Raw genomic sequence first — 20,297 nt, 5'->3', positions numbered from 1 at the left:
GAGAGATCTGTTAAGACCTCTCTTTTGTTCTGTCACGCAGCGGCATTCTGCCTCGTCTAAAAAGACCGCATCAAACCCACAATTTTGCCGGCAATACGGAATGACTCGTGGCTTTCGCCCACCACAATGGGTTGGTAGGCTTCATTTTCGGGCACCAACTTAACCTGCGAACCCTCTCGATAGTATCGCTTAACCGTCGCTTCTTCGCCAATCACAGCCACGACAATCTCACCTTGATGGGCGGATTCTTGATGGCGCGCGAGCACAAAATCGCCGTCTAATATTCCAGCATCGCGCATGCTATCACCCTCAACCTGGAGAGCAAAAACATCGCCGCGCGGCACAAACCCGGAATCAACCGCAAGCGTACTCTCGATATTTTCCATTGCCAGAATCGGTTCACCGGCAGCAACGCGCCCAATCACTGGCACTTCGCGCACATCTCCGGAAAGCGATGCATCGCGTGCCTGATAATCCGTCAACTCAATACTGCGCGACAACATGGCAGTTCGTCGAATATACCCTTTTTTTTCCAATGCAGACAGCGTGGTTCGCACGCCATTGGTTGAAGCAATGCCAAAAGCCTCCATAATTTCTCGGATCGTAGGCGGATATCCCTGGTTGCGAATCACCTGGGCAATAAAATCGTATATCTCCTGTTGGCGCGCAGTTAATTTTTTTCGCATAACACACCTCCTTATTTATTTTTTAAAAACGCATATATCAATAACCTGCACATTTGAATATAGTGAACGTTCGTGCATCCGTCAAGTTTTCATCTTAAATAATTTTTAAAAAATATATGATCTTGCCCCATATTTTCTACAACTAAACACCGTAAATACATCTACATATCCTCTCTTGACACCACAAATACCCCCTTGTATCTTATCTGTGTAAGCACAGACCACGAGCCACGAACGGAAAAAGCACCATGAAAAACCTCACATTTGACGAATACGCACCCTTTTCCTGGCATGGCATTGGCCTGACCATTCCATCAGAATGGAACCCGGGTAAAATATCGGGCGAAGCCAACTCGGGCGAAGTGCGCCTCGACGATTCTCAAATTGCACGCCTCGAACTCGAATGGAAAGAAGCGCGAGGGGATGACCGCGTGGCGCAAATTGTGGATCGCTACATCGAAGGTCTGGCAAAAAACGCCAAAAAACAAAAAAGCCGTCTGCGCGTTGAACGCAACCCCAAAGCCATTGACCTCGACCTTCCCGCCATGCAAAACACGCAGTATTTTGTGTGGGAATCGCGTTACACAGTACACACGCTCGCGACGTATAGCCCCGCCTCGGACCGTCTCATTTTTATTCGCATTATGGGGCGCACGGATGAAAACCTCGATGCTGTTCTGCCTCCCATCTTCAATACCCTTCGAGACACCCCACCCGGCGATCCCCTGACCTGGGCACTCTACGACATGATCTGCCAATCCCCCCCGGAATACGAACTCGAAAATTTTGAACTCAAATCCGGGCATATAGGCTTGAGATTTCAAAAAGACAGCACGCGGCTCAATATTGACCGCTTCAGTTTAGCGCGCACAATCCTCAGTAGCAAAGACCTCGATGAATGGTACGTCGAATTTTTTACAAAAGATCTTCGACATATTCACATTGAAACTGATATCCAAACTCATGGTTCCAATATTGTACTCTCGATCAATGGACATCCCAAAAGTCGATGGCAGGGCCTTCTTCAACCCTTGCCCTTTTGGAATATGCGTCCCCGTCAGAATCTTTCGGGACGGATTTGGACCGATATGGAGACCAATAAAATTTTTGTTGTACAGACCTACTGGAAAAAATCCGAAGGTGCCCCAAACCTCGATGTCTATTGCAAGGATGTAACAGCCATTTCCTGACAGAATATTGTTTATCCTATCTATTCGCGGAGTCCTGTTATGCTATTCAAAAAACAACCCAAAATTGGCCGCGAAGCCATGTTCAAATCCAAACCCGTTCGCAACAACCAGGTCGAATGGGAAAAAAACGACGATGGCGAGATCCACGTCACCCTCACCCGCGGCGATTCGTGGAAAGTGCGCACGCTATCTAAAATCTTTTGGATTCCCCAACAAAAAACACTGGTACTCGACGAAATTGGCGCGCAGGTCTGGGACATGTGTGACGGGCGCACAACCGTCGAAGCCATCATTAAACGCCTGAGCAAAATCCACCAGCTCAATGTGAAAGAAGCCGAAATATCCCTGCTCGCCTATCTCAAAAAGCTCGGACAAAAAGGGCTACTCGGCTTTGCCGTTGCCAAAAAAGACCTGCCCGGCAGCAAGCGTCGCAGGCGCGCCAGCGGCAAGGCATGGGGATAATTTATCACCTCTAATATGTTACTTTACAACAAATTATTTTTGGCTTTTTTTATATCTTTAATCTTGACATTTTTGTATGCTTTAGGTAAGTTTGCCATTGCACGGCTTACTTTTTAGACCTCAAAAGGAGTTCTACAATGAGTTCACAGGCCCAGGAACTTGAAACGCTCGCAACGAGTGATTACAAATTTGGATGGGTGACAGATATCGAGCAGGAATCTGCGCCTCCAGGTCTGAACGAAGACATTATTCGATTTATTTCTGAGAAAAAAAATGAACCCGACTGGCTGCTCGAATGGCGCTTAAAAGCCTATCGCCATTGGCTGACCATGACAGACCCGCTCAAACGCAAAAAAAGCGAACAGTGGGCCATGGTTACCTACCCCGATATCGACTATCAAAGCATCGTGTATTACTCAGCACCGAAAAACGCAGGCGATGGTCCCGCAAGCCTGGACGAAGTCGATCCCGAACTGCTCGCCACCTATGAAAAACTCGGCATACCTCTCGAAGAGCAAAAAATGCTGGCCGGTGTGGCTGTCGATGCGGTCTTTGACAGCGTCTCGGTTGCGACCACCTTTAAGGAAACACTCGCCGAAGCGGGCGTTATCTTTTGCTCTTTTTCAGAAGCCGTGCAAGATCATCCCGACCTCGTGCGCCAGTATCTCGGTTCTGTCGTCCCGCACACCGACAATTATTTTGCCGCCCTCAACTCGGCTGTCTTTAGCGATGGGTCCTTTTGCTATATCCCCAAAGGCGTGCGCTGCCCAATGGAATTATCGACTTATTTCCGCATCAACGCCGCCAACACCGGGCAGTTTGAGCGCACACTCGTCATCGCTGAAGAAGGTGCTTATGTATCGTATTTGGAAGGTTGCACAGCGCCAATGCGCGACGAAAATCAACTCCACGCCGCCGTGGTCGAACTCGTCGCACTCGACAATGCACAGATCAAATACTCCACCGTCCAGAACTGGTATCCCGGCGATATAGATGGCAAAGGCGGCATCTACAACTTCGTCACCAAACGCGGCGCCTGCCGGGGCGCAAATTCCAAAATCTCATGGACACAGGTCGAAACCGGATCGGCCATCACCTGGAAATATCCCAGTTGCATTCTTCAGGGTGACAACTCAGTTGGCGAATTTTACTCTGTCGCCGTCACCTCTCTCAAACAACAGGCGGACACCGGCACAAAAATGATTCACATTGGGAAAAACACCCGAAGTACCATCATCTCCAAAGGCATATCCGCTCTGCTCGGACAAAACACCTATCGCGGCGCCGTACAAGTGCTCAAAGGCGCGCACAACGCCAGAAACTTTACGCAATGCGACTCCATGCTCATCGGCGACCAGTGCGGCGCACACACCTTTCCCTATATCGACGTGCGCAACCCATCCGCGCAGGTCGAGCACGAAGCCACCACATCCAAAATTGGCGAAGACCAGATCTTCTATTGCAACCAGCGCGGCATCTCCACAGAAGACGCCGTCTCAATGATCGTCAATGGCTTCTGCAAAGAAGTCCTTGCAGAATTGCCCATGGAATTTGCCGTCGAAGCCCAAAAACTCCTCGGCATCAGCCTCGAAGGCAGCGTCGGTTAGATCACAATTTAAGGAATGGAATAACATGCTCGAAATTCGGAATCTGCACGCAGGTGTGGAAGGCGCGGAAATTCTTCACGGCATCGACCTCAAGGTCAACGCGGGAGAAATCCACGCCATTATGGGACCCAACGGGTCGGGCAAAAGCACATTGGCCCAGGTACTCGCAGGCCACGAAGCCTATAGCGTTACAGAAGGCGAAGTCATCTACGAGGGCCAGGACCTGCTCGATATGGACCCGGATGAACGCGCAGTACAGGGCGTCTTTCTCGCCTTTCAGTACCCGGTAGAAATACCCGGTGTCAACAGCGCGTACTTCCTGCGCACAGCCCTCAACGCCCTTCGAACGGCCAGAGATGAAGAAGAAGTCGATGCCATAGACTTCCTCGCGCTGATTCGCGACAAACTCAAACTGGTCGAAATGGACGAAAAATTCCTCAAACGTTCGGTCAACGAAGGCTTTTCCGGCGGCGAAAAAAAACGCCATGAAATTCTGCAAATGGCCGTTTTAGAACCCCGCCTCGCCATACTCGACGAAACCGACTCCGGACTCGATATCGACGCCCTGCGCGTTGTTGCCAACGGCGTCAATACACTCCACAGCGCGGACAAAGCGACCATTGTGGTCACACACTATCAGCGCTTGCTCAACAATATCGTGCCCGACATGGTCCACGTTATGCTCGACGGACGCATCGTGCAATCGGGCGACAAAACACTCGCCCTGGAATTGGAAGAAAAAGGCTATGACTGGATCAAAGAAGAACACGCGACACACAGCGTCTAATCACACATCCTGGATTCAAAAATTTGAATCCAGCCTCAACGGCCAGCCACTGCGAGCATTGCGCCAACAGGCAATCGCCGACTTTGACCGCCTGGGATATCCCACCACAGCAGATGAAGCCTGGAAAAGTGTGAATCCATCTGCGCTCATCAGAACCAACTTTGAGCCTGCAGCCCCTGCCACCCTTGCAGATGCAGAACTGGAACCCTTCATCTATCCCGACCTGCAAGGCATCCGCCTCGTATTCGTCAATGGGCATTACGCGCCAGAACACACATCTGACGTACCAGAAGGCATAACCATTGCCAACCTCGCCGACGTTTACGACCATCCACTCGTCAAAGCGCACCTGGGCAAACTCGCACAAACCACAGATTTGGCCTTCACCGCTCTCAACACGGCATTCATGCGCGATGGCGTATTCATCCATGTTCAGCGCAATATCACAGTCGAAGCTCCCGTGCATATCCTCTTTATCACAACAGCGTCAGAAATCCCCACAATATCTCATCCGCGCAACCTGATCATCGCGGATGAAAACAGTCAGCTTTCGCTTGTTGAAACCTATGCGGGAACGGGCACAGAGACCTATTTTACCAATGCAGTCACAGAAATCATAGCCCGCGACAATGCCAGCGTAAATTGTATCCGCCTCGAATTGCAGGGCACAGCGGGTTTGCACGTCGCCAATTTTCAGGCACAACTCGGACGCAGCAGCAGGATGACCTTTCACGATTTTACGCTCGGCGGAGCATTTGTTCGCAACGACGTAAGCGCGTACCTGCGCGGCGAAGGCAGTGAAGCCACCGTCAATGGATTTTATGCCCTCGAAGGATCCCAACAAGTCGATAACTACACCCTGCTTGAACACGCCGAACCCCATTGCCCCAGCCACGAACTCTACAAAGGGATTTTGGGAGGATCTTCTCGCGCGATTTTTCGGGGAAAAATTCACGTCCATCAAAAAGCGCAACACACCGATGCCTACCAGCAAAACGAAAATATTCTGCTTTCGGACAACGCGCGCGTCAACACCAAACCCCAACTCGAAATCTACGCCGATGAAGTCAAGTGTTCGCATGGCGCAACAATAGGGCAACTCGACGAAAACGCGCTCTTTTACCTGCAAGCGCGCGGCATTCCCAAAACCGAGGCAAAGCAAATTTTGCTCCGCGCTTTTGCCGATGACATTATCGGGCGCGTGACCCTCGCCCCCGTGCGGTCGCACCTGAGCGACTTAATCGACACCCGCCTCGAACACATCGATGCAAGGGACATCGCATGAATTCGCCTCTGGACATCTTAACACTCCAACCGCCCGAGCCAGCCGTGCGCCCGGCACAGCCCTTTGACGTGCGCCGCATTCGCGCGGACTTCCCCATCCTGGGCCAACAAGTGCAGGGCCAACCGCTCGTGTACCTCGACAATGGCGCCACAGCGCAAAAACCCCGCGCGGTCATCGATGCCCTCTCGCATTATTACACCGACCAGAATGCCAATGTACACAGAGGCGTACACCACCTCTCGCAAATAGCGACCGATGCTTATGAAGCCGCCAGAAGAAAGGTGGCGACCTTTATCAACGCGGCCACAGACAGAGAAATCATCTTTGTGCGCGGAACCACCGAAGGCATCAATCTCATTGCACAAACCTTTGGACGCGAGCAAATCGGTGAGGGCGACGAAATCATCATCACCGAAATGGAGCACCATTCCAACATCGTCCCCTGGTGGATGCTCTGCCGGGAAAAGGGAGCCAAACTGCGCGTCATCCCCATGAACGACCGGGGCGAACTCTGCATGGACACGTATCAAACCCTTTTCTCTTCGCGCACAAAACTCGTCTCCATCGTACACATCTCCAATGTGCTCGGCACAGTCAATCCCGTGCGAGAAATCGTGCAAATCGCACACGCCCACGGCGTGCCCGTACATATCGATGGCGCACAGGCCGTGCCCCATCAGCGCGTGGATGTCCGCGCCATCGGCTGCGAGTTCTACACCTTTTCGGGACACAAAATGTTCGCACCCACGGGCATTGGCGTCCTGTACGGCTGCGAAACATATCTCGATACCATGCCGCCCTACCAGGGTGGGGGCAGCATGATCCAGAGCGTTGACTTCGACAATATTACGTACGGAAACTTGCCCAACAAATTTGAAGCGGGAACGCCCAATATCGCGGGCAGTATTGGCCTGGGTGCCGCCATTGATTACCTCAACAGCATCGACTTTGATGGCGCAACAAAATACGAAGCCAACCTGCTGGAATACGCACACGACGCACTGCGCGACGTGCCGGACCTCAATCTGATCGGCACAGCCGAGCGCAAAGTAGGTGTGCTCTCATTTACCCTCTCCGATATTCATCCCCACGATGTGGGCACCATTCTCGACCAGGCCGGCGTCGCCGTTCGCGCCGGGCACCACTGCGCGCAACCCATTATGAAACACTACGACATACCCGCAGCAACGCGCGCTTCCCTGGCATTTTACAACACGCGTGAAGACATTGACGCACTGGTCTCTGGCCTTCACAGCGTACGAAAGATTTTTGGCTGATGTCAGATTTGCGCGAACTCTACCAGCAACTCATTCTGGATCACAACAAAAACCCCAGAAATTTTCGCGTAATCGATCCAGCAGACCGCTTTGCCAAAGGCTATAATCCCCTTTGCGGCGATAAAGTACAGATCTATCTCCAACTCCACGGCGACCGCATAAAAGACATTGGCTTTCAGGGTTCGGGATGCGCCATTTCCAAAGCATCGGCTTCTTTAATGACCGAAACCATCAAAGGCAAAACCCTCGGCGAAACAGAAACCTATTTCAAAGACTTTCAAGCGATGCTCACCGACCCATCCAGCAATCTCGGCCTTGATCAGATGGGCAAACTATTTGTTTTTGCCGGCGTGCGCGACTATCCCACCCGCATCAAATGCGCGACCCTATCGTGGCACGCGCTTCGGGCAGCCATAGACAATGTCCAAACCCCCATAACAACAGAGAGATGACACATGAGCCTCCTGAACATTTTCCGCAAAGACACAGACGCACCGTCCAACAATGATTCCGACCATACTGAAGAAGTTCACGATATTGAAGCCCCGGAATCACCGCCCGAAAAATCCCCGCCAGAAGGCCCCATCGACACCGAAGCCGTAAAAGAAGAAATCGTAAAAGCACTCAAAACAGTATATGATCCAGAAATCCCCGTTGACATTTACGAACTGGGCCTCATCTACGAAATCAAAGTAGAAGAAGACGGCAATACCTACGTCCAAATGACACTCACAGCCCCCAATTGTCCCGCCGCGGGTATTTTGCCCGGACAGGTCGAATCCGCAGCCCGATCTGCCGAAGGCGTTTACGATGTCAAACTCGACCTCGTATTCGACCCTCCCTGGACGCCAGAACGCATGTCAGAAGCGGCCAAACTCGAATTGGGCATGTTTTGACAGTGCCTCTCACTGAAAAGGTTCTTTTATGAAATTGAGCACACAAGAAGAATACGGCCTCCGCTGTCTCATGCAGGTAGCACAGCGCGCATCTGAAACCGGCGGTAGCATTTCGATTCCCGAAATCAGCCGCGCCGAAGGATTATCCACCGCCCATGTCGGCAAGCTCGTTCGCCTCTTGCGCCTGGGCGACCTCGTCGAAAGTGTACGCGGTCAAGCCGGCGGGTATAAATTGGCTCGTCCCGCAAGTGAAATCCTGATCTCCGATGTACTCGGTGCCCTCGGCGACCCGTTCTTCAACGACGGCTTTTGCGATGAACACACCGGCTATGAAGAATGCTGCACACATTCTGTCGATTGCTCAATTCGCTCCCTCTGGAACGCCATCCAATTTGTGGTTGACCAGATGCTCGACCGCATTACATTGCAAGACCTGATGGGAGATGGGCACCAGCTTGAAAATCATCTCGCGCACAAAGCAGACGAACTCTTACAAGTCACAATGCCGTAAAATCTAGTACGGGCGGGTTTAAAACCCGCCCCATACAGGAGAAACTTCATGGACATCACCGTCACAGACGTCGCACAAACAGAAATCACCCGCTTGATAAACGAGCAAGAACAGGTGATTACAGGCGTGCGCATCACCGCCGAGGCAACATCGCCCCTGCAGGCCAACTACCGACTCGCTTTCGTGGCCGAAGGACAGGACACCGACCGCGACACCGCGATACCATACGACGGCTTCGACATTTACATTGACGAAAACAGCGTGCCTTATACCCAGGACATCACGCTCGATTTTGTCGATGGCCTGATGGGACGCGGCTTCAAAATTGACAACCCGCACAAAGTTCCACCACACCTCAAAGGCAGCGTGGCCGAAAAAATCCAAATGGTAATTGACGAAAAAATCAACCCGGGCATTGCTGCACACGGCGGTCACGTATCACTGGTCGATGTAAAAGAAGACACGGCCTTTCTCCAATTTGGCGGCGGATGTCAGGGCTGTGGGATGGTCGATGTCACCCTCAAACAGGGCGTGGAAGTCATGATCAAAGAAGCCGTTCCCGAAATTGCAAACATCCGCGATATCACAGACCACGCCGAAGGCACCAACCCGTATTACCAGACCACGCAGTAAATATCTGGATTCCATCTCTACAAAAGCGCGTGCCCGATTCTGTACGTACGAATCGGGCACGCTATTTTCATGCAAAACCATAGCTCGCGGGATTCGTCCAGTTAAAAAAATTCCCACAAATCAAAACACACCCGCCGAGATACCCGTCTAATAGACACGAAGAAATGTAAACCCTGCATATTGCGCCATGCCCCACATCATTGTCGAAAACCTCGTCAAAACCTTCCAAATCGCCCAACGCCAGCCCGGTGTGTGGGGTGCGCTACGCGGCGTCATGCATCGCAACTACCGCCAGATAACTGCCCTCGACGGTATCTCCTTCGCAATTGAACCCGGCGAACTCATCGGTTATATCGGTCCCAATGGCGCGGGCAAATCCACCACCGTCAAAGTATTATCCGGCATCCTCGTACCCGATTCTGGCCGCTGTGAAATCCTCGGTCGCATCCCCTGGAAAGAACGCATCGCCCACGTCGCACAAATCGGCGTGGTCTTTGGGCAACGCACGCAATTGTGGTGGGACCTGCCCGTCATCGAATCTTTTGACCTGCTCCGAGACATCTATCGCGTCGATCATCACCAATACGCGCAAACCCGCGACGAAATGATCGCCATTCTCGATCTCGAATCGCTTCTCGACATACCTGTGCGCCAGCTCAGCCTGGGCCAGCGCATGCGCTGTGACCTCGCCGCTGCTCTCATACACCATCCATCAATCCTCTTCTTAGACGAACCGACAATTGGCCTCGACGTCGTCTCCAAACTCGCCGTGCGCGACTTCATCAAACGCCTCAACCAGGAGCGCGATGTCACCGTCATCCTCACCACCCACGACCTGGACGACATCGAAGCCCTCTGCACGCGGGTAATGGTCATCGGACAGGGCCAGATACTATCCGATGGCCCGCTCGAAAACCTTCGCGCTCGCGTCACCACAGAGCGCCGCCTCATCGTCGATCTCGAAGGCACAGAAGACATCACCGATCCCGATGCATCTGTCGTATTGCGCGACGGACACCGCGTACACCTCACATTTGACCCCGACCGCGTTGCCACGGCAGACCTGATCGCCCGCATCACGGCGCAGCACCCCGTGCGCGACCTCTTTGTCGAAAACACCCCCATCGAAGAAATCATCTCGCGTCTCTATGCCGAAAATCGCTAACCGCACATCATCGCTGGCTATCAAATCGTACATAGCTGTCCTCTCCGCCAGATTTCGCACCCTCTTGCAATACCGCGCCGCGGCATTCGCGGGATTCGGCACCCAACTCTTCTGGGGCCTCATCCGCGTCATGATCTTTGAAGCCTTCTACAGATCAACCACCGCGCCACAACCCATGACCGCTGATGAGGTTATCACCTATATATGGCTCGGCCAGGCATTTCTCGTTCTCATTCCCTACCAGGGTGCCGACCCCGACGTGCGCGCCATGGTGCGTTCGGGCAATGTCGTCTATGAACTCGTGCGCCCGACCAACCTGTATTTCTTCTGGTACAGTCGCGCCATAGCACAACGCACTGCGCCAGGCGTCTTCCGCGCTCTCCCCATGTTCATCACAGCCAGTCTCTTCTTCAGCCTGCAAATGCCTCCCAATATCCCGGCCACATGTGCCTGGCTCGTATCGATGCTCTTTGCCGTCCTCATCAGTGCAGCCATCACCAATCTCCTGACCATTGCCCTCTTGTGGACCATATCTGGCGAGGGCCTGGGCGTACTCCTGAGTAGTTTGACCTGGCTCTTCAGCGGCATCATCATTCCCTTGCTCTTTTTTCCCGACTGGGCACAGGCAGCCATCAACATCCTCCCATTTCGATACCTCATGGACATCCCCTTCCGCTTCTACATGGGCCACATCCCACCAGAACAAATCTGGTATCACCTGCCGTTTCAAATCGCCTATCTGATTGCGCTGATCATTGCCGGGCACCTCATCCTCACCCGCGGTATTCGCCGCCTTGTCGCACAAGGAGGATAATGCGATGGCCAACGCGCTTCGCCTCTACATCCACTATCTCAGCCAATCTGTCCGCAGCCAAATGCAATATCGCGCGTCATTCATCATGCTCTCATTTGGACATTTCCTCACCACCGGCGTCGAATTTCTCGCCATCGCCTCTCTCTTCGCGCGATTCAAACACATCCAGGGCTGGACCCTCCCCGAAGTGGCCTTTCTCTACGGCCTCATCAACATCTCCTTCGCTTTTGCCGACGCAGCCTCGCGCGGCTTCGACATATTCGGCACCATGGTCAAAAGCGGCGACTTCGACCGCCTCTTGCTTCGCCCCCGCAGCACCGCTCTGCAACTCGCAGGCTATGAACTCACCCTCCGCCGCATTGGCCGCCTGCTCCAGGGCATCGCTGTCTTCTCCTGGGCAAGCTACACCCTTGACATCGCGTGGTCTGTACCAAAAATCTATCTCGTCTCCACCGCCATATTTGGAGGCGCTTGTCTCTTTATTGGCCTCATGGTCATACAAGCCACCATTGCGTTTTGGACCACCGAATCTCTCGAACTCATGAACACCATGACTTACGGCGGTGTGGAGACCGCACAGTACCCTTTGCCCATCTACCGCATCTGGTTTCGCAAATTTTTTACTTACATCATACCCCTCGCGTGTGTAAATTACCTACCAACGCTGGCAATCCTCGAACGCGGCGACCCCATGGGATTGCCCGCCATCTTGCAGTGGGTCGCGCCCCTGATTTGCGTCATATTCCTCATTATTACCCTACAGATATGGAAAATCGGTGTGCGTCATTATCGCTCCACCGGAAGTTGAACAAACAGGATCACAAAGGAATTTTCTTTGAACAACACCACCTTATTCGACGCCGCGTATGCAAACCGCAAACGCCCGCTCCTCGAAAAAGTAATCGAACAAATTCGACCGATTTACACAGCAGAAGAACTGGCTGCTCTGCGCATTGACCCCATCAACCGCGGGATTCTCTCGCAACGATCGGGTCGCGGTTTTGTCAATCGCGATCTCCTCGAAACCGTCCTCGGCAACATGCTCGAATGCGTCGCACCAGGCTCCCACAATGCGTCCCAGGCTGCGCAGGCGACCCTGACTGAAAACATCGAAGAAATTGCCGACCAACTCTACGCCATGATCTACCAATCGCTTCAAGCTGCGCAAGACGAAAACGGTCCTATAGAAGACGTGGCGCTACAATCGGCCTTCGCGCTCATTTCTCGGCTGCCCCAACTCAAAACCCGCGCACTCTGGAACCGCTTTGCATCGCTCAAAGATCCCGCCGTGTGGGATGCGTATTCACGCAAAATACACAACCTGGATGACAGCGACCTCGCCGCCTTCGCATTTGCACCCATCATTGACAAAGCCATTGAAGCGCGCGACTTTGATCTCTACGAAGCATTCCTCGCCGAAAAAGGCCTGCAATCTGTCTTCGCATATCAGATGCAACTCGTCGCCAGTGCCTATCCCGGATGGCGCGTCCTGTTTTATCACGACATCGCCAATGCCCTCACACAAACCGGCGTGGTCGAAAATTTTAACTGCACACCCATCCCCCTCCTGCCCCGTGCCATTTCAGAACTCGGCGGGCGCTATTATCAGGCCGACCTTCACCCGGAAACCACCATTGCAGACGCCAACTTTCTCGAACACCCTCACCGCGGCCTCACAACCGGTCAAACCGGCATCATAGGCTACGGATGCATCATCTACCCCTGCACGCTCGGCGGACTGACAGGAAGAGCGCGGCAACGACATCCCACCATTGGCAATTTCGTAAGAATTGGCACAGATGCCACCTTGCTCGGTCCCGTCGTCATTGGCGACCGATCCACAATTGGCAGCGGCACAGACATCTACGGTTTTGTCGAAACGGGCACAGACTGTCAAATCGCATCGTCAGTCGTGCTCGGCACCGTGCGCTCTGGTTCCCGCGATCCGGGAAAAATCATCCTTGGAGATCACGTGCGCGTGGGCGACGGCACAATTGTTGAAAACAGCACCGAACTGGACCTCATCATTCCCGAAAAATCCGAAATCCCCGCCCGCTCTCACATCGTCAACGACGGCTTTGGCAACCCCAAATACGCGAGAGAGTAAAAACAATCAGCCCATATTTTCAAACGGCATCACCGCTGAAGCCTCATCAGAAGCATCAAAAGAAAGCACTCGATCGTACAGCGTTGGCCCATACAACTCGCGGTAATACGCGAACAAATACTCATTGCAATAGCCCGCCCACTTACCCCATCGCGCCTCACCCCACTGGCATATCTTCGCATCTGAACCCGTTACACCGTACCATTCTCGGGCAAATTTTCGCACCCATGTATCAACCGGAACAGCATAGAGCCGATCCAGTGCGAACAGATCAATACACCGCGCCACCTTAATACCAACCCCACTGCCGGACAGCGCGTGCAATTCATCGGAAATACACCGCCAGGTATCCAGGTCTGCCCCATCGCTCACCGCCCCGGCGATAAACCGCGCAGTTTCTGCCACCCGCTCCGAACGCCAGCCAAAACGGTAACGCCTGTAAAATTCGCTGTCCAACTCAGATAGGGCATCGGGTTCTGGAAATGTCCAGTAAGTCTCGCCCTCAAAAACCTGTCTCTCGCCCAGAGTTCGCGCAATAAATCCGATCCGCTTTTTAGTCAACGACATATGTGCTTGAACCGAGAGAACATAAGAAATAATACACTCGAATGGATCCTGGCGAACAAATTGCAACCCCTTCAACAAATCTCGCGCCTTTCGCAAATAGGTATCCCCGCGCGGCACCCTGATCCGAGGCATGTGATCCAATCTTAAATACCACCTCAAAAAATCATCAATCGCCATCTCCCCGCAGTATGTAGCCACCCGCTCAGACGACGCGCGATATTGGATCTGGTCTCCCATCTGTCTCAGGTGCACAACCACGCCATAAGCAATACCCTTCCACCACCCATCGACATCTCGTCCCCACCGAAACACCTGCCCCGATCCCAGTGTCAATCCTATATTGACCGACGTGCTTTCGAGTATGCCCGCAAAACAATGCGTCGCCATAAGCTAATCCTCTCCGATTGCGATATATATTGACAAAAATAAAAGTTTCTTTATGATAAGCGCAATCAGCAGTCAGATTCATTCAGGAGATCGAGAATGAGTACCCACCCGGCCTGGCACTTCTTTACACTCTGCTTTGCTCTCATGATAGCTTGTGCTTCAGCGCCTCGCGTGCAACAATCCCCTGTCCAGCCACCTCGTGCTTATCAGACAGAAACCGCCACAACAACACCTGCAGACACCCTCTGGTGGGCGACATTTAACGATAGCCGTCTCGACAGCTTAATCGCGCAAGCACTCGCATACAACCACAACCTGCACGCTGCTGCAGCGCGTCTCAAAGCCGCACGCGCACAGGCCAAATTGGCCGGCGCACCCCTATACCCACAACTCAGCGCGGGATCATCGGGATTGAGACGCAAACAAAACTTCATCGGATTTCCCTTCCCCGGTCAGGCGCCTGGAGAGGTACTCTCAAACACCAACACCACCTATGGCGTTTCCATCAATGCCGCGTGGGAAATCGACCTCTGGGGCCGGCTTGGCGCAAGTGCTGCGGCTGCACAGGCCACCTATCAAGCCACACAGGCTATGTATCGAGGCGCGCGCATGTCACTGGCGGCACAAACCGCCAAAGCGTGGTTTGCCACCATCGAAGCCAGGCGCCAACTCGAACTCGCGCAGGCAACGTACGAAAATAGCCTCACCAACCACAAACAAGTACGCACGCGCTACGAACGCGGGGTGCGGCCCTCGCTCGACATGCGCCAGAGCCAATCGGAACTCGCGCTATCGCAAGACCGCCTGCACCAGCGCGAACAACGCTATGAAATGGCTATTCGCCAACTCGAAGTGCTCATCGGTCGCTATCCCTCAGGCACATTCGCCATAGCTGGCGACCTTCCCCGGGTGCCAAATCCAGTGCCCGCGGGCCTTCCGGCAGATCTCATTTCTCGACGCCCCGACCTCATTGCTATTGAACGCCAATTTGCCGCGTCTCAGGCCAATCACAAAGCCGCCAAACGCCTGCGTTATCCGCGCATCAGCCTGACCGCTTCGGGCGGAACCAGCACCGACGCATTGGGCAACCTGCTCAATGGGGACTTCAGCGTGTGGAGCCTGATCGGCAACCTCACACAACCCCTCTTACAGGGCGGGCGCATACAGGGCAACATAGACCTGGCAAGTGCCAGGGAAAACGAAGCCGCCGCACTATTTGCCCAAACCGTTTTGCAAGCATATGGCGAAGTTGAAAATGCACTTTCAGCAGAAGCGCATCTGGCAAAACGCCAGACCGCTCTGGAAACCGCCGCTGAACAGGCGAGGGAAGCGCGCCGATTGGCAGAAGATAGATATTACAGAGGGCTTATAGACCTGTTGACCGTGCTTCAAACACGCAACACGGCTTACCTGACCGAAAGCCAATTGCTCGTTGTGCGCCAGCAACGACTCCAGGCGCGCATTGACCTTCACCTCGCATTGGGCGGCGGGTTTCCCAACCGCGAAACCGTAATAACACCATAATAAAGGGAGGACCACACAGTTTCACCACGCAAATAATTCAGAGCAGAGACAGCCCCATAGAAAATCCCTTGCTCTCCAACACCCATTTTTTGCAACCGTCTCTTTTTCAGGAGGTACCTCGTGAACAACAACAAGCAAATCATCCTGGTGATTGGCATTGCCGCCATCGCATTGGCACTTCTCTTGTACATCGCGTTTTTGCCCAGCGAAGAGGAAATTATTCAGGAAAGTCCCTACGTCATGCAAATAGAGGAAGAAGCCAAACGCGATGCAGCGCTGATAGACTCTCTAAATATGGTAGTCGAGGGACTAAATGTCCGCATCGATTCCGTGCGTACGCAAATGGACAGTTCTCGCACATCGAATAAAGTTTTGCTAACCACCCTCCACCGCCTTAACAATGAGATGAAAGAATACCGGCGTCTTACCACCACTCTGAGAGGTGATCTCGAACAGGTGGCAGCCGCCCGCGACAGCCTCCGCAACAGCCTCTTTGAGCAAACCAATCGCCTTCAACGCGTAACAGAAGCCCTCGAAAAAGCGCATAATGACCTTCAGGCTACCCGGGAAGATCTTAAGGTCACCCAGGAAGACCTTAAAGTCACCCAGGAAGACCTTAAGGATGCAGAGGAAATTATCAGTTCAGTCCTCGTCTATATCGGCATCGAAGATAATCTGAAAGAACAGGGGTATCTCCATACCTGGCGAAGGATTCGCAAAAACTACAAAATTATAAATTTCCCCGATGTTGACAACACCGACGTTAAAAAAGTCGCCATTGGAGAAAACATTACCGTACAGGGCGAACTCGCCGCCGTATGCGACGACCATGGCAAACTGAGCAAAGACAAAGAATACGCACTCAGCGAGGATAAAGCAGCTCAAACCGTCACCATCTCCTTTTCCGATCCCTTGCTCGTCGGTCAGCGCATCCTCATTGTGTTGAAAAATTAGACAGCGTGGCGTAACGAATTAGGGATAACATGACGGGCTTTCACTACAAAGGAGGGTTGAGAATTGCAACCCTCCTTTGTTTTTTCTTTATACTGGATCAACCGGCATATGCAGACGGCGTGCGTCCGGGGTATCAGGTGGTAAGTCGGGCAGAGATAATAGAGGCGATGCGGCAATGTGACGATTACGACCCGACAGCGACGACCAATGGTGCGCGATTTCAGGGAGAGATGATACTTTATCTCGCACAGAAGGCAAGAGCGCGCGATCCGCAGGGACTGCCGCTATTTATTGGGTACGAAAACTGGTTTCAGGCATTTATGGAAGTGACCGCACGCGCGGAAGACGCGATGCCTCAGTACGCGCAGTTATCCTATCAATACAAACAGAATACGGAAATAGATTATCGAATAGATCGCGTCATCCGCGAGATAGTGGAAGCCCCAACGCCAGAACTGGCAGTAAATGTGCGAATCTGGTGGGAATACCAGCCCGGCAAGCCGGACCGGTATTCGTACATGGATACGCTCTCGACGCCGAATCTCAAAGTAACCAATCAGCGGGTGATGACCTATCGACTGCTGGATTTTGGAAATTGGGTTGCCTATGACGAGATCAAAGGACTTACAGGGCGCCCAACATCCGGCATCCTGGGCTTTCTTTTTCGCATTATCGGCGAAGGACACATTTTACAGACTCGCATGGCAATTTCAAAAGACGGCCTCCAGTTCAATCGAGCTACAGCCAAAAAGGGATTCATAAAAAGGATAGACACAGTAACCGTGTATCCCGATGGAAAGATGGAAAAAGATATCCCACCCGACCGACCCGACCTCCTGGAAATTGCTAAACGAATCACCCAGCCACTGGAAATTGATTACGCAGAGTTATCGGGTGAAAAATGATTGATCCAGATAAACATATTCGTGCTGCAGCATTCGTCGCCATTGAAAAAATTTCGCGGCAGTGGGGCGGACAAGTTCCCTGGGACGCAATCAGGACAGGTTTCCAGGTAGGCGGCGAACGTGTGCTGTTCGCCAACAAGGTGACAGGTATCTTCAAGCCAAAGCTGATGAGTGCCGCTCTCAGCATCAAGACGACAGTCCCTCGCACCGGAAGGTCGCGATGGTATCGCGATCAGGATCTCGATTCGAACCTGGACCACGATACCGGCCTGATTCGTTACGACCTCGCACACGGCGGACAGAGTGACCCAACCAACCGAGCACTATTAGCCGCAATGCAGCGGGATGCACCACTTATCTACTTCAGGGGTCTCGCGCCAACCATATACCAGCCGATATTTCCGGTCTGGGTCAAAGGACACAAACAGGAAGAAGGACATGTGCTACTGGCGACAGCGGACTTTGAGATCCCGAAAATAGACTCAGCTAATACCGCGAGAGATAGCATAGAAGCTTCCTATTCCCGGAGAATGACACGCATCAGGAACCACCAGGCCTGGTTTAGCACCCGTACCAAAGCGGCATACCAATGGCGATGTGCATTCAGCGGATTACCGGTGCGAGAACTGCTGGTCGGTGCCCATATTGTACCCGATGCTGAAGGTGGCCCTCCTTGGGTTCAGAATGGGATATGTATGTCGGCACTACACCATGTCGCTTTCGATTCGCACTTGATCGGAGTTGATCCCAATTTTCAAGTCCATGTATCGCCGCAGTTGCACGATCAAGAGGATGGCGATCTGTTGGTAACCCTCAAAGACCTTGATGGAAAATCACTCCAGCTTCCAAGAGAACAGGAAGATTGGCCGGATCGTGAATTCCTTGAGCATCGATTTGTGCGCTTTCGGAATTCATCCCCATAACCCTACACAGTCTTGACGGTCAGTAGGTTAGTACCGCGTAAAGATTGCCCACCTTATTTTATCTATACGAATACCCTTATATTGTAAGAAACCACACGACTGTAGTAGGGCGATCACACGCAACATAGATTGGTCTATCAGGAGAGAATCACATGGTAACAGTCACTTTTGAACTGCCAGAAGACGCGCTTTCTTCGGTGCGAAAAGACCCGGATCATTTCGCCCAAGAATTGCGTTTGGCTGCTGCTGTGAAATGGTACGAGATGAGAGAGGTTTCTCAAAGCCAAGCGGCTGAGATTGCTGGACTATCCCGCAGTGAGTTCATTGAGGCACTGAGCCGGTTTGAGGTTTCAGTATTCCAATACAGTGTGGACGAAATAGCAGAGGAAGTAAATCGCGAGTGAGGGGAGGATACTCAATGCCTCGCCGATCATTAACCCTTGCCTGAGCAAGAAGGCTGGACCGGAGGAGTGAAACGTGGAATCATATTATCCAGATACGACCAGCGAATATCCGAATGAGGAGCGAGTCTCACTCAAGCGCGAAGTTTACAGTCTGCTTGAGGATGCTGGAACCGAAGACTGGGATGACGAAGGCATCCTTGCACTTGCTCCGGAGACAGTAGCTGTTGCTCAGAAACTTATCGACGAATTCCCGCCTCATGTCAGTAGGCCGGATGTGAACGCTACACCACACGGCGAAGTGGATTTCGATTGGGTCATTGACCGGGATGTGATGCTTACTATCAGCGTTGGTCCCTCAAAGGAGATTGCATTCGCCGGGCTGTTTCATGGCGCACGCTTGAACGGTTGCGAACCGTGGGAAGGCATGCTGCCGCAATTTGCGAATTACTGCTTTGAGCGGCTACGTGAGGCTCAGAGTTTATAATAATTAAGAGGGGCAGGGACACTCGTAAGGTTTGCTACAAAAATTACGCGATTCGAGAAGGAGATACGCCGAGTACAATTACTTTATACTTTTATCGCCTGATTTGGAAACAGTTTTCTGAACGACATAATCCATATAAATCACACTTTTTAAGCAGGAAACTAAAATTTGTCCAGGCAAATCTTCTACTTGGTTATTTAACGTCTCATCTTTGAAGGAATGGTGAGCAAAATAATTCCGTGCAGTCACAAATCGCAGTATAGATAAAAAGATATGATGCTGAGATTTATTCCATTTCTTCTTTTGAGGAATCAGGTCTATATTCCCAAAAATTTCGTCAGGTTTTCCGCTTAGTTCGGTTTGTCTCCAAGTTTTTTTATCCGCAACCGCGCACAAAATACTTCGCTCTCTTGACTTCTCAGGTAACTTTATTGAAAACTGATTGAATACGAGCCGTAGGTCCCGATTATCTTCTAACTGAGCAACTTTTCTAAAGAATGCCCTAATCAATATCTCCGTTCGAATTGCCAATACAAGAAGATGATCAAGAATTCGGGATTGTTTGAAAACCAGTGGTCTTTTGGAACTGGTGTGTACCAGCTGGTCATGTAAATCAGAGAAAGCACGGATCCAAGGCCAAAAGCTCTCATATTCAGCGAGCCTTGCATAAACGCTTTTGACATCAGTTATATATCTCTCTTCTTTCAGGTTCTCAGCATAGCTTGGTAC

Annotated in this window: 22 protein-coding genes; 20 read left to right on the top strand and 2 right to left on the bottom strand. The window is 52.2% G+C overall.

Annotated features, from left to right (window positions below):
• Positions 1-56: 56 nt before the first annotated feature.
• Positions 57-686 (bottom strand): transcriptional repressor LexA, encoded by a 630-nt coding sequence (lexA, locus tag F4Y39_13155; GenBank protein MYC14671.1) that lies wholly within the window; start codon positions 684-686, stop codon positions 57-59.
• 248 nt (positions 687-934) lie between these two features.
• Between lexA and F4Y39_13150 the strand changes: the two genes are divergently transcribed.
• The 14 genes from F4Y39_13150 (at position 935) to F4Y39_13085 (ending at position 13,420) form a co-directional block, all read left to right on the top strand.
• The gene (locus F4Y39_13150) at positions 935-1,876 is read left to right on the top strand and encodes a hypothetical protein (GenBank protein MYC14670.1); all 942 of its coding nucleotides are present in this window, start codon (positions 935-937) and stop codon (positions 1,874-1,876) included.
• Between the two features lie 39 nt (positions 1,877-1,915).
• Positions 1,916-2,338, top strand: coding sequence for a PqqD family peptide modification chaperone (locus F4Y39_13145; GenBank protein ID MYC14669.1), 423 nt, complete (start codon positions 1,916-1,918; stop codon positions 2,336-2,338).
• A 137-nt stretch (positions 2,339-2,475) separates the two neighbouring features.
• The gene (gene sufB / locus F4Y39_13140) at positions 2,476-3,945 is read left to right on the top strand and encodes a Fe-S cluster assembly protein SufB (GenBank protein MYC14668.1); all 1,470 of its coding nucleotides are present in this window, start codon (positions 2,476-2,478) and stop codon (positions 3,943-3,945) included.
• A 25-nt stretch (positions 3,946-3,970) separates the two neighbouring features.
• A complete protein-coding gene (gene sufC / locus F4Y39_13135; protein MYC14667.1) occupies positions 3,971-4,732 on the top strand; it encodes a Fe-S cluster assembly ATPase SufC in 762 nt (253 codons plus the stop codon).
• On the top strand, positions 4,692-6,017 hold the full coding sequence (gene sufD / locus F4Y39_13130) for a Fe-S cluster assembly protein SufD (GenBank protein MYC14666.1): 1,326 nt from the start codon (positions 4,692-4,694) through the stop codon (positions 6,015-6,017). The genes sufC and sufD overlap by 41 nt, the downstream gene beginning before the upstream one ends.
• Positions 6,014-7,294, top strand: coding sequence for a cysteine desulfurase (locus tag F4Y39_13125; protein MYC14665.1), 1,281 nt, complete (start codon positions 6,014-6,016; stop codon positions 7,292-7,294). The genes sufD and F4Y39_13125 overlap by 4 nt, the downstream gene beginning before the upstream one ends.
• Positions 7,291-7,746, top strand: coding sequence for an SUF system NifU family Fe-S cluster assembly protein (locus tag F4Y39_13120; protein ID MYC14664.1), 456 nt, complete (start codon positions 7,291-7,293; stop codon positions 7,744-7,746). Before F4Y39_13125 ends, F4Y39_13120 begins: the two co-directional genes overlap by 4 nt.
• 3 nt (positions 7,747-7,749) lie before the next feature.
• Complete coding sequence (locus tag F4Y39_13115; protein MYC14663.1) at positions 7,750-8,190, top strand: SUF system Fe-S cluster assembly protein; 441 nt, start codon at positions 7,750-7,752, stop codon at positions 8,188-8,190.
• Between the two features lie 28 nt (positions 8,191-8,218).
• Entirely contained in the window at positions 8,219-8,701 is a 483-nt protein-coding gene (locus F4Y39_13110; GenBank protein MYC14662.1) for an Rrf2 family transcriptional regulator, read from the top strand.
• A gap of 48 nt (positions 8,702-8,749) precedes the next feature.
• Positions 8,750-9,334, top strand: coding sequence for an iron-sulfur cluster assembly accessory protein (locus tag F4Y39_13105; protein ID MYC14661.1), 585 nt, complete (start codon positions 8,750-8,752; stop codon positions 9,332-9,334).
• Between the two features lie 187 nt (positions 9,335-9,521).
• Complete coding sequence (locus tag F4Y39_13100; GenBank protein MYC14660.1) at positions 9,522-10,499, top strand: ATP-binding cassette domain-containing protein; 978 nt, start codon at positions 9,522-9,524, stop codon at positions 10,497-10,499.
• Positions 10,483-11,313 carry a hypothetical protein gene (locus F4Y39_13095; GenBank protein ID MYC14659.1) on the top strand — a complete coding sequence of 277 codons (831 nt, stop codon included), beginning with the start codon at positions 10,483-10,485 and terminating at the stop codon, positions 11,311-11,313. Before F4Y39_13100 ends, F4Y39_13095 begins: the two co-directional genes overlap by 17 nt.
• Positions 11,314-11,317: 4 nt before the next feature.
• The gene (locus F4Y39_13090; GenBank protein ID MYC14658.1) at positions 11,318-12,121 is read left to right on the top strand and encodes an ABC transporter permease; all 804 of its coding nucleotides are present in this window, start codon (positions 11,318-11,320) and stop codon (positions 12,119-12,121) included.
• Between the two features lie 27 nt (positions 12,122-12,148).
• The gene (locus tag F4Y39_13085; GenBank protein MYC14657.1) at positions 12,149-13,420 is read left to right on the top strand and encodes a hypothetical protein; all 1,272 of its coding nucleotides are present in this window, start codon (positions 12,149-12,151) and stop codon (positions 13,418-13,420) included.
• A gap of 6 nt (positions 13,421-13,426) precedes the next feature.
• Here F4Y39_13085 and F4Y39_13080 read toward each other — a convergent pair whose 3' ends face one another.
• On the bottom strand, positions 13,427-14,374 hold the full coding sequence (locus tag F4Y39_13080) for a hypothetical protein (GenBank protein ID MYC14656.1): 948 nt from the start codon (positions 14,372-14,374) through the stop codon (positions 13,427-13,429).
• 96 nt (positions 14,375-14,470) lie between these two features.
• Between F4Y39_13080 and F4Y39_13075 the strand changes: the two genes are divergently transcribed.
• From F4Y39_13075 to F4Y39_13050, 6 genes are all read left to right on the top strand, one after another.
• Complete coding sequence (locus tag F4Y39_13075) at positions 14,471-15,898, top strand: efflux transporter outer membrane subunit (GenBank protein ID MYC14655.1); 1,428 nt, start codon at positions 14,471-14,473, stop codon at positions 15,896-15,898.
• 120 nt (positions 15,899-16,018) lie between these two features.
• On the top strand, positions 16,019-16,852 hold the full coding sequence (locus F4Y39_13070; GenBank protein MYC14654.1) for a hypothetical protein: 834 nt from the start codon (positions 16,019-16,021) through the stop codon (positions 16,850-16,852).
• A gap of 29 nt (positions 16,853-16,881) precedes the next feature.
• Positions 16,882-17,757: a hypothetical protein gene (locus F4Y39_13065; protein MYC14653.1), complete on the top strand. Its 876-nt coding sequence runs from the start codon at positions 16,882-16,884 to the stop codon at positions 17,755-17,757.
• Positions 17,754-18,680, top strand: a complete 927-nt coding sequence (locus F4Y39_13060) for an HNH endonuclease (GenBank protein MYC14652.1) — start codon at positions 17,754-17,756, stop codon at positions 18,678-18,680. The genes F4Y39_13065 and F4Y39_13060 overlap by 4 nt, the downstream gene beginning before the upstream one ends.
• A gap of 152 nt (positions 18,681-18,832) precedes the next feature.
• Positions 18,833-19,084, top strand: coding sequence for a UPF0175 family protein (locus tag F4Y39_13055; GenBank protein ID MYC14651.1), 252 nt, complete (start codon positions 18,833-18,835; stop codon positions 19,082-19,084).
• A 73-nt stretch (positions 19,085-19,157) separates the two neighbouring features.
• Positions 19,158-19,568: a hypothetical protein gene (locus tag F4Y39_13050; GenBank protein MYC14650.1), complete on the top strand. Its 411-nt coding sequence runs from the start codon at positions 19,158-19,160 to the stop codon at positions 19,566-19,568.
• Positions 19,569-20,297: the final 729 nt, after the last annotated feature.

Source organism: Gemmatimonadota bacterium, assembly GCA_009838845.1.
Taxonomy (GTDB): Bacteria; Latescibacterota; UBA2968; order UBA2968; family UBA2968; genus VXRD01.
This window is presented reverse-complemented; position numbering and strand designations above follow the sequence as displayed.

Coding starts and splice junctions, on each gene's coding strand:
- lexA (MYC14671.1), bottom strand. CDS start 686: ATGCGAAAAAAATTAACTGCGCGCCAACAGGAGATATACGATTTTATT.
- F4Y39_13150 (MYC14670.1), top strand. CDS start 935: ATGAAAAACCTCACATTTGACGAATACGCACCCTTTTCCTGGCATGGC.
- F4Y39_13145 (MYC14669.1), top strand. CDS start 1,916: ATGCTATTCAAAAAACAACCCAAAATTGGCCGCGAAGCCATGTTCAAA.
- sufB (MYC14668.1), top strand. CDS start 2,476: ATGAGTTCACAGGCCCAGGAACTTGAAACGCTCGCAACGAGTGATTAC.
- sufC (MYC14667.1), top strand. CDS start 3,971: ATGCTCGAAATTCGGAATCTGCACGCAGGTGTGGAAGGCGCGGAAATT.
- sufD (MYC14666.1), top strand. CDS start 4,692: ATGACTGGATCAAAGAAGAACACGCGACACACAGCGTCTAATCACACA.
- F4Y39_13125 (MYC14665.1), top strand. CDS start 6,014: ATGAATTCGCCTCTGGACATCTTAACACTCCAACCGCCCGAGCCAGCC.
- F4Y39_13115 (MYC14663.1), top strand. CDS start 7,750: ATGAGCCTCCTGAACATTTTCCGCAAAGACACAGACGCACCGTCCAAC.
- F4Y39_13110 (MYC14662.1), top strand. CDS start 8,219: ATGAAATTGAGCACACAAGAAGAATACGGCCTCCGCTGTCTCATGCAG.
- F4Y39_13105 (MYC14661.1), top strand. CDS start 8,750: ATGGACATCACCGTCACAGACGTCGCACAAACAGAAATCACCCGCTTG.
- F4Y39_13100 (MYC14660.1), top strand. CDS start 9,522: ATGCCCCACATCATTGTCGAAAACCTCGTCAAAACCTTCCAAATCGCC.
- F4Y39_13095 (MYC14659.1), top strand. CDS start 10,483: ATGCCGAAAATCGCTAACCGCACATCATCGCTGGCTATCAAATCGTAC.
- F4Y39_13090 (MYC14658.1), top strand. CDS start 11,318: ATGGCCAACGCGCTTCGCCTCTACATCCACTATCTCAGCCAATCTGTC.
- F4Y39_13080 (MYC14656.1), bottom strand. CDS start 14,374: ATGGCGACGCATTGTTTTGCGGGCATACTCGAAAGCACGTCGGTCAAT.
- F4Y39_13075 (MYC14655.1), top strand. CDS start 14,471: ATGAGTACCCACCCGGCCTGGCACTTCTTTACACTCTGCTTTGCTCTC.
- F4Y39_13065 (MYC14653.1), top strand. CDS start 16,882: ATGACGGGCTTTCACTACAAAGGAGGGTTGAGAATTGCAACCCTCCTT.
- F4Y39_13060 (MYC14652.1), top strand. CDS start 17,754: ATGATTGATCCAGATAAACATATTCGTGCTGCAGCATTCGTCGCCATT.
- F4Y39_13055 (MYC14651.1), top strand. CDS start 18,833: ATGGTAACAGTCACTTTTGAACTGCCAGAAGACGCGCTTTCTTCGGTG.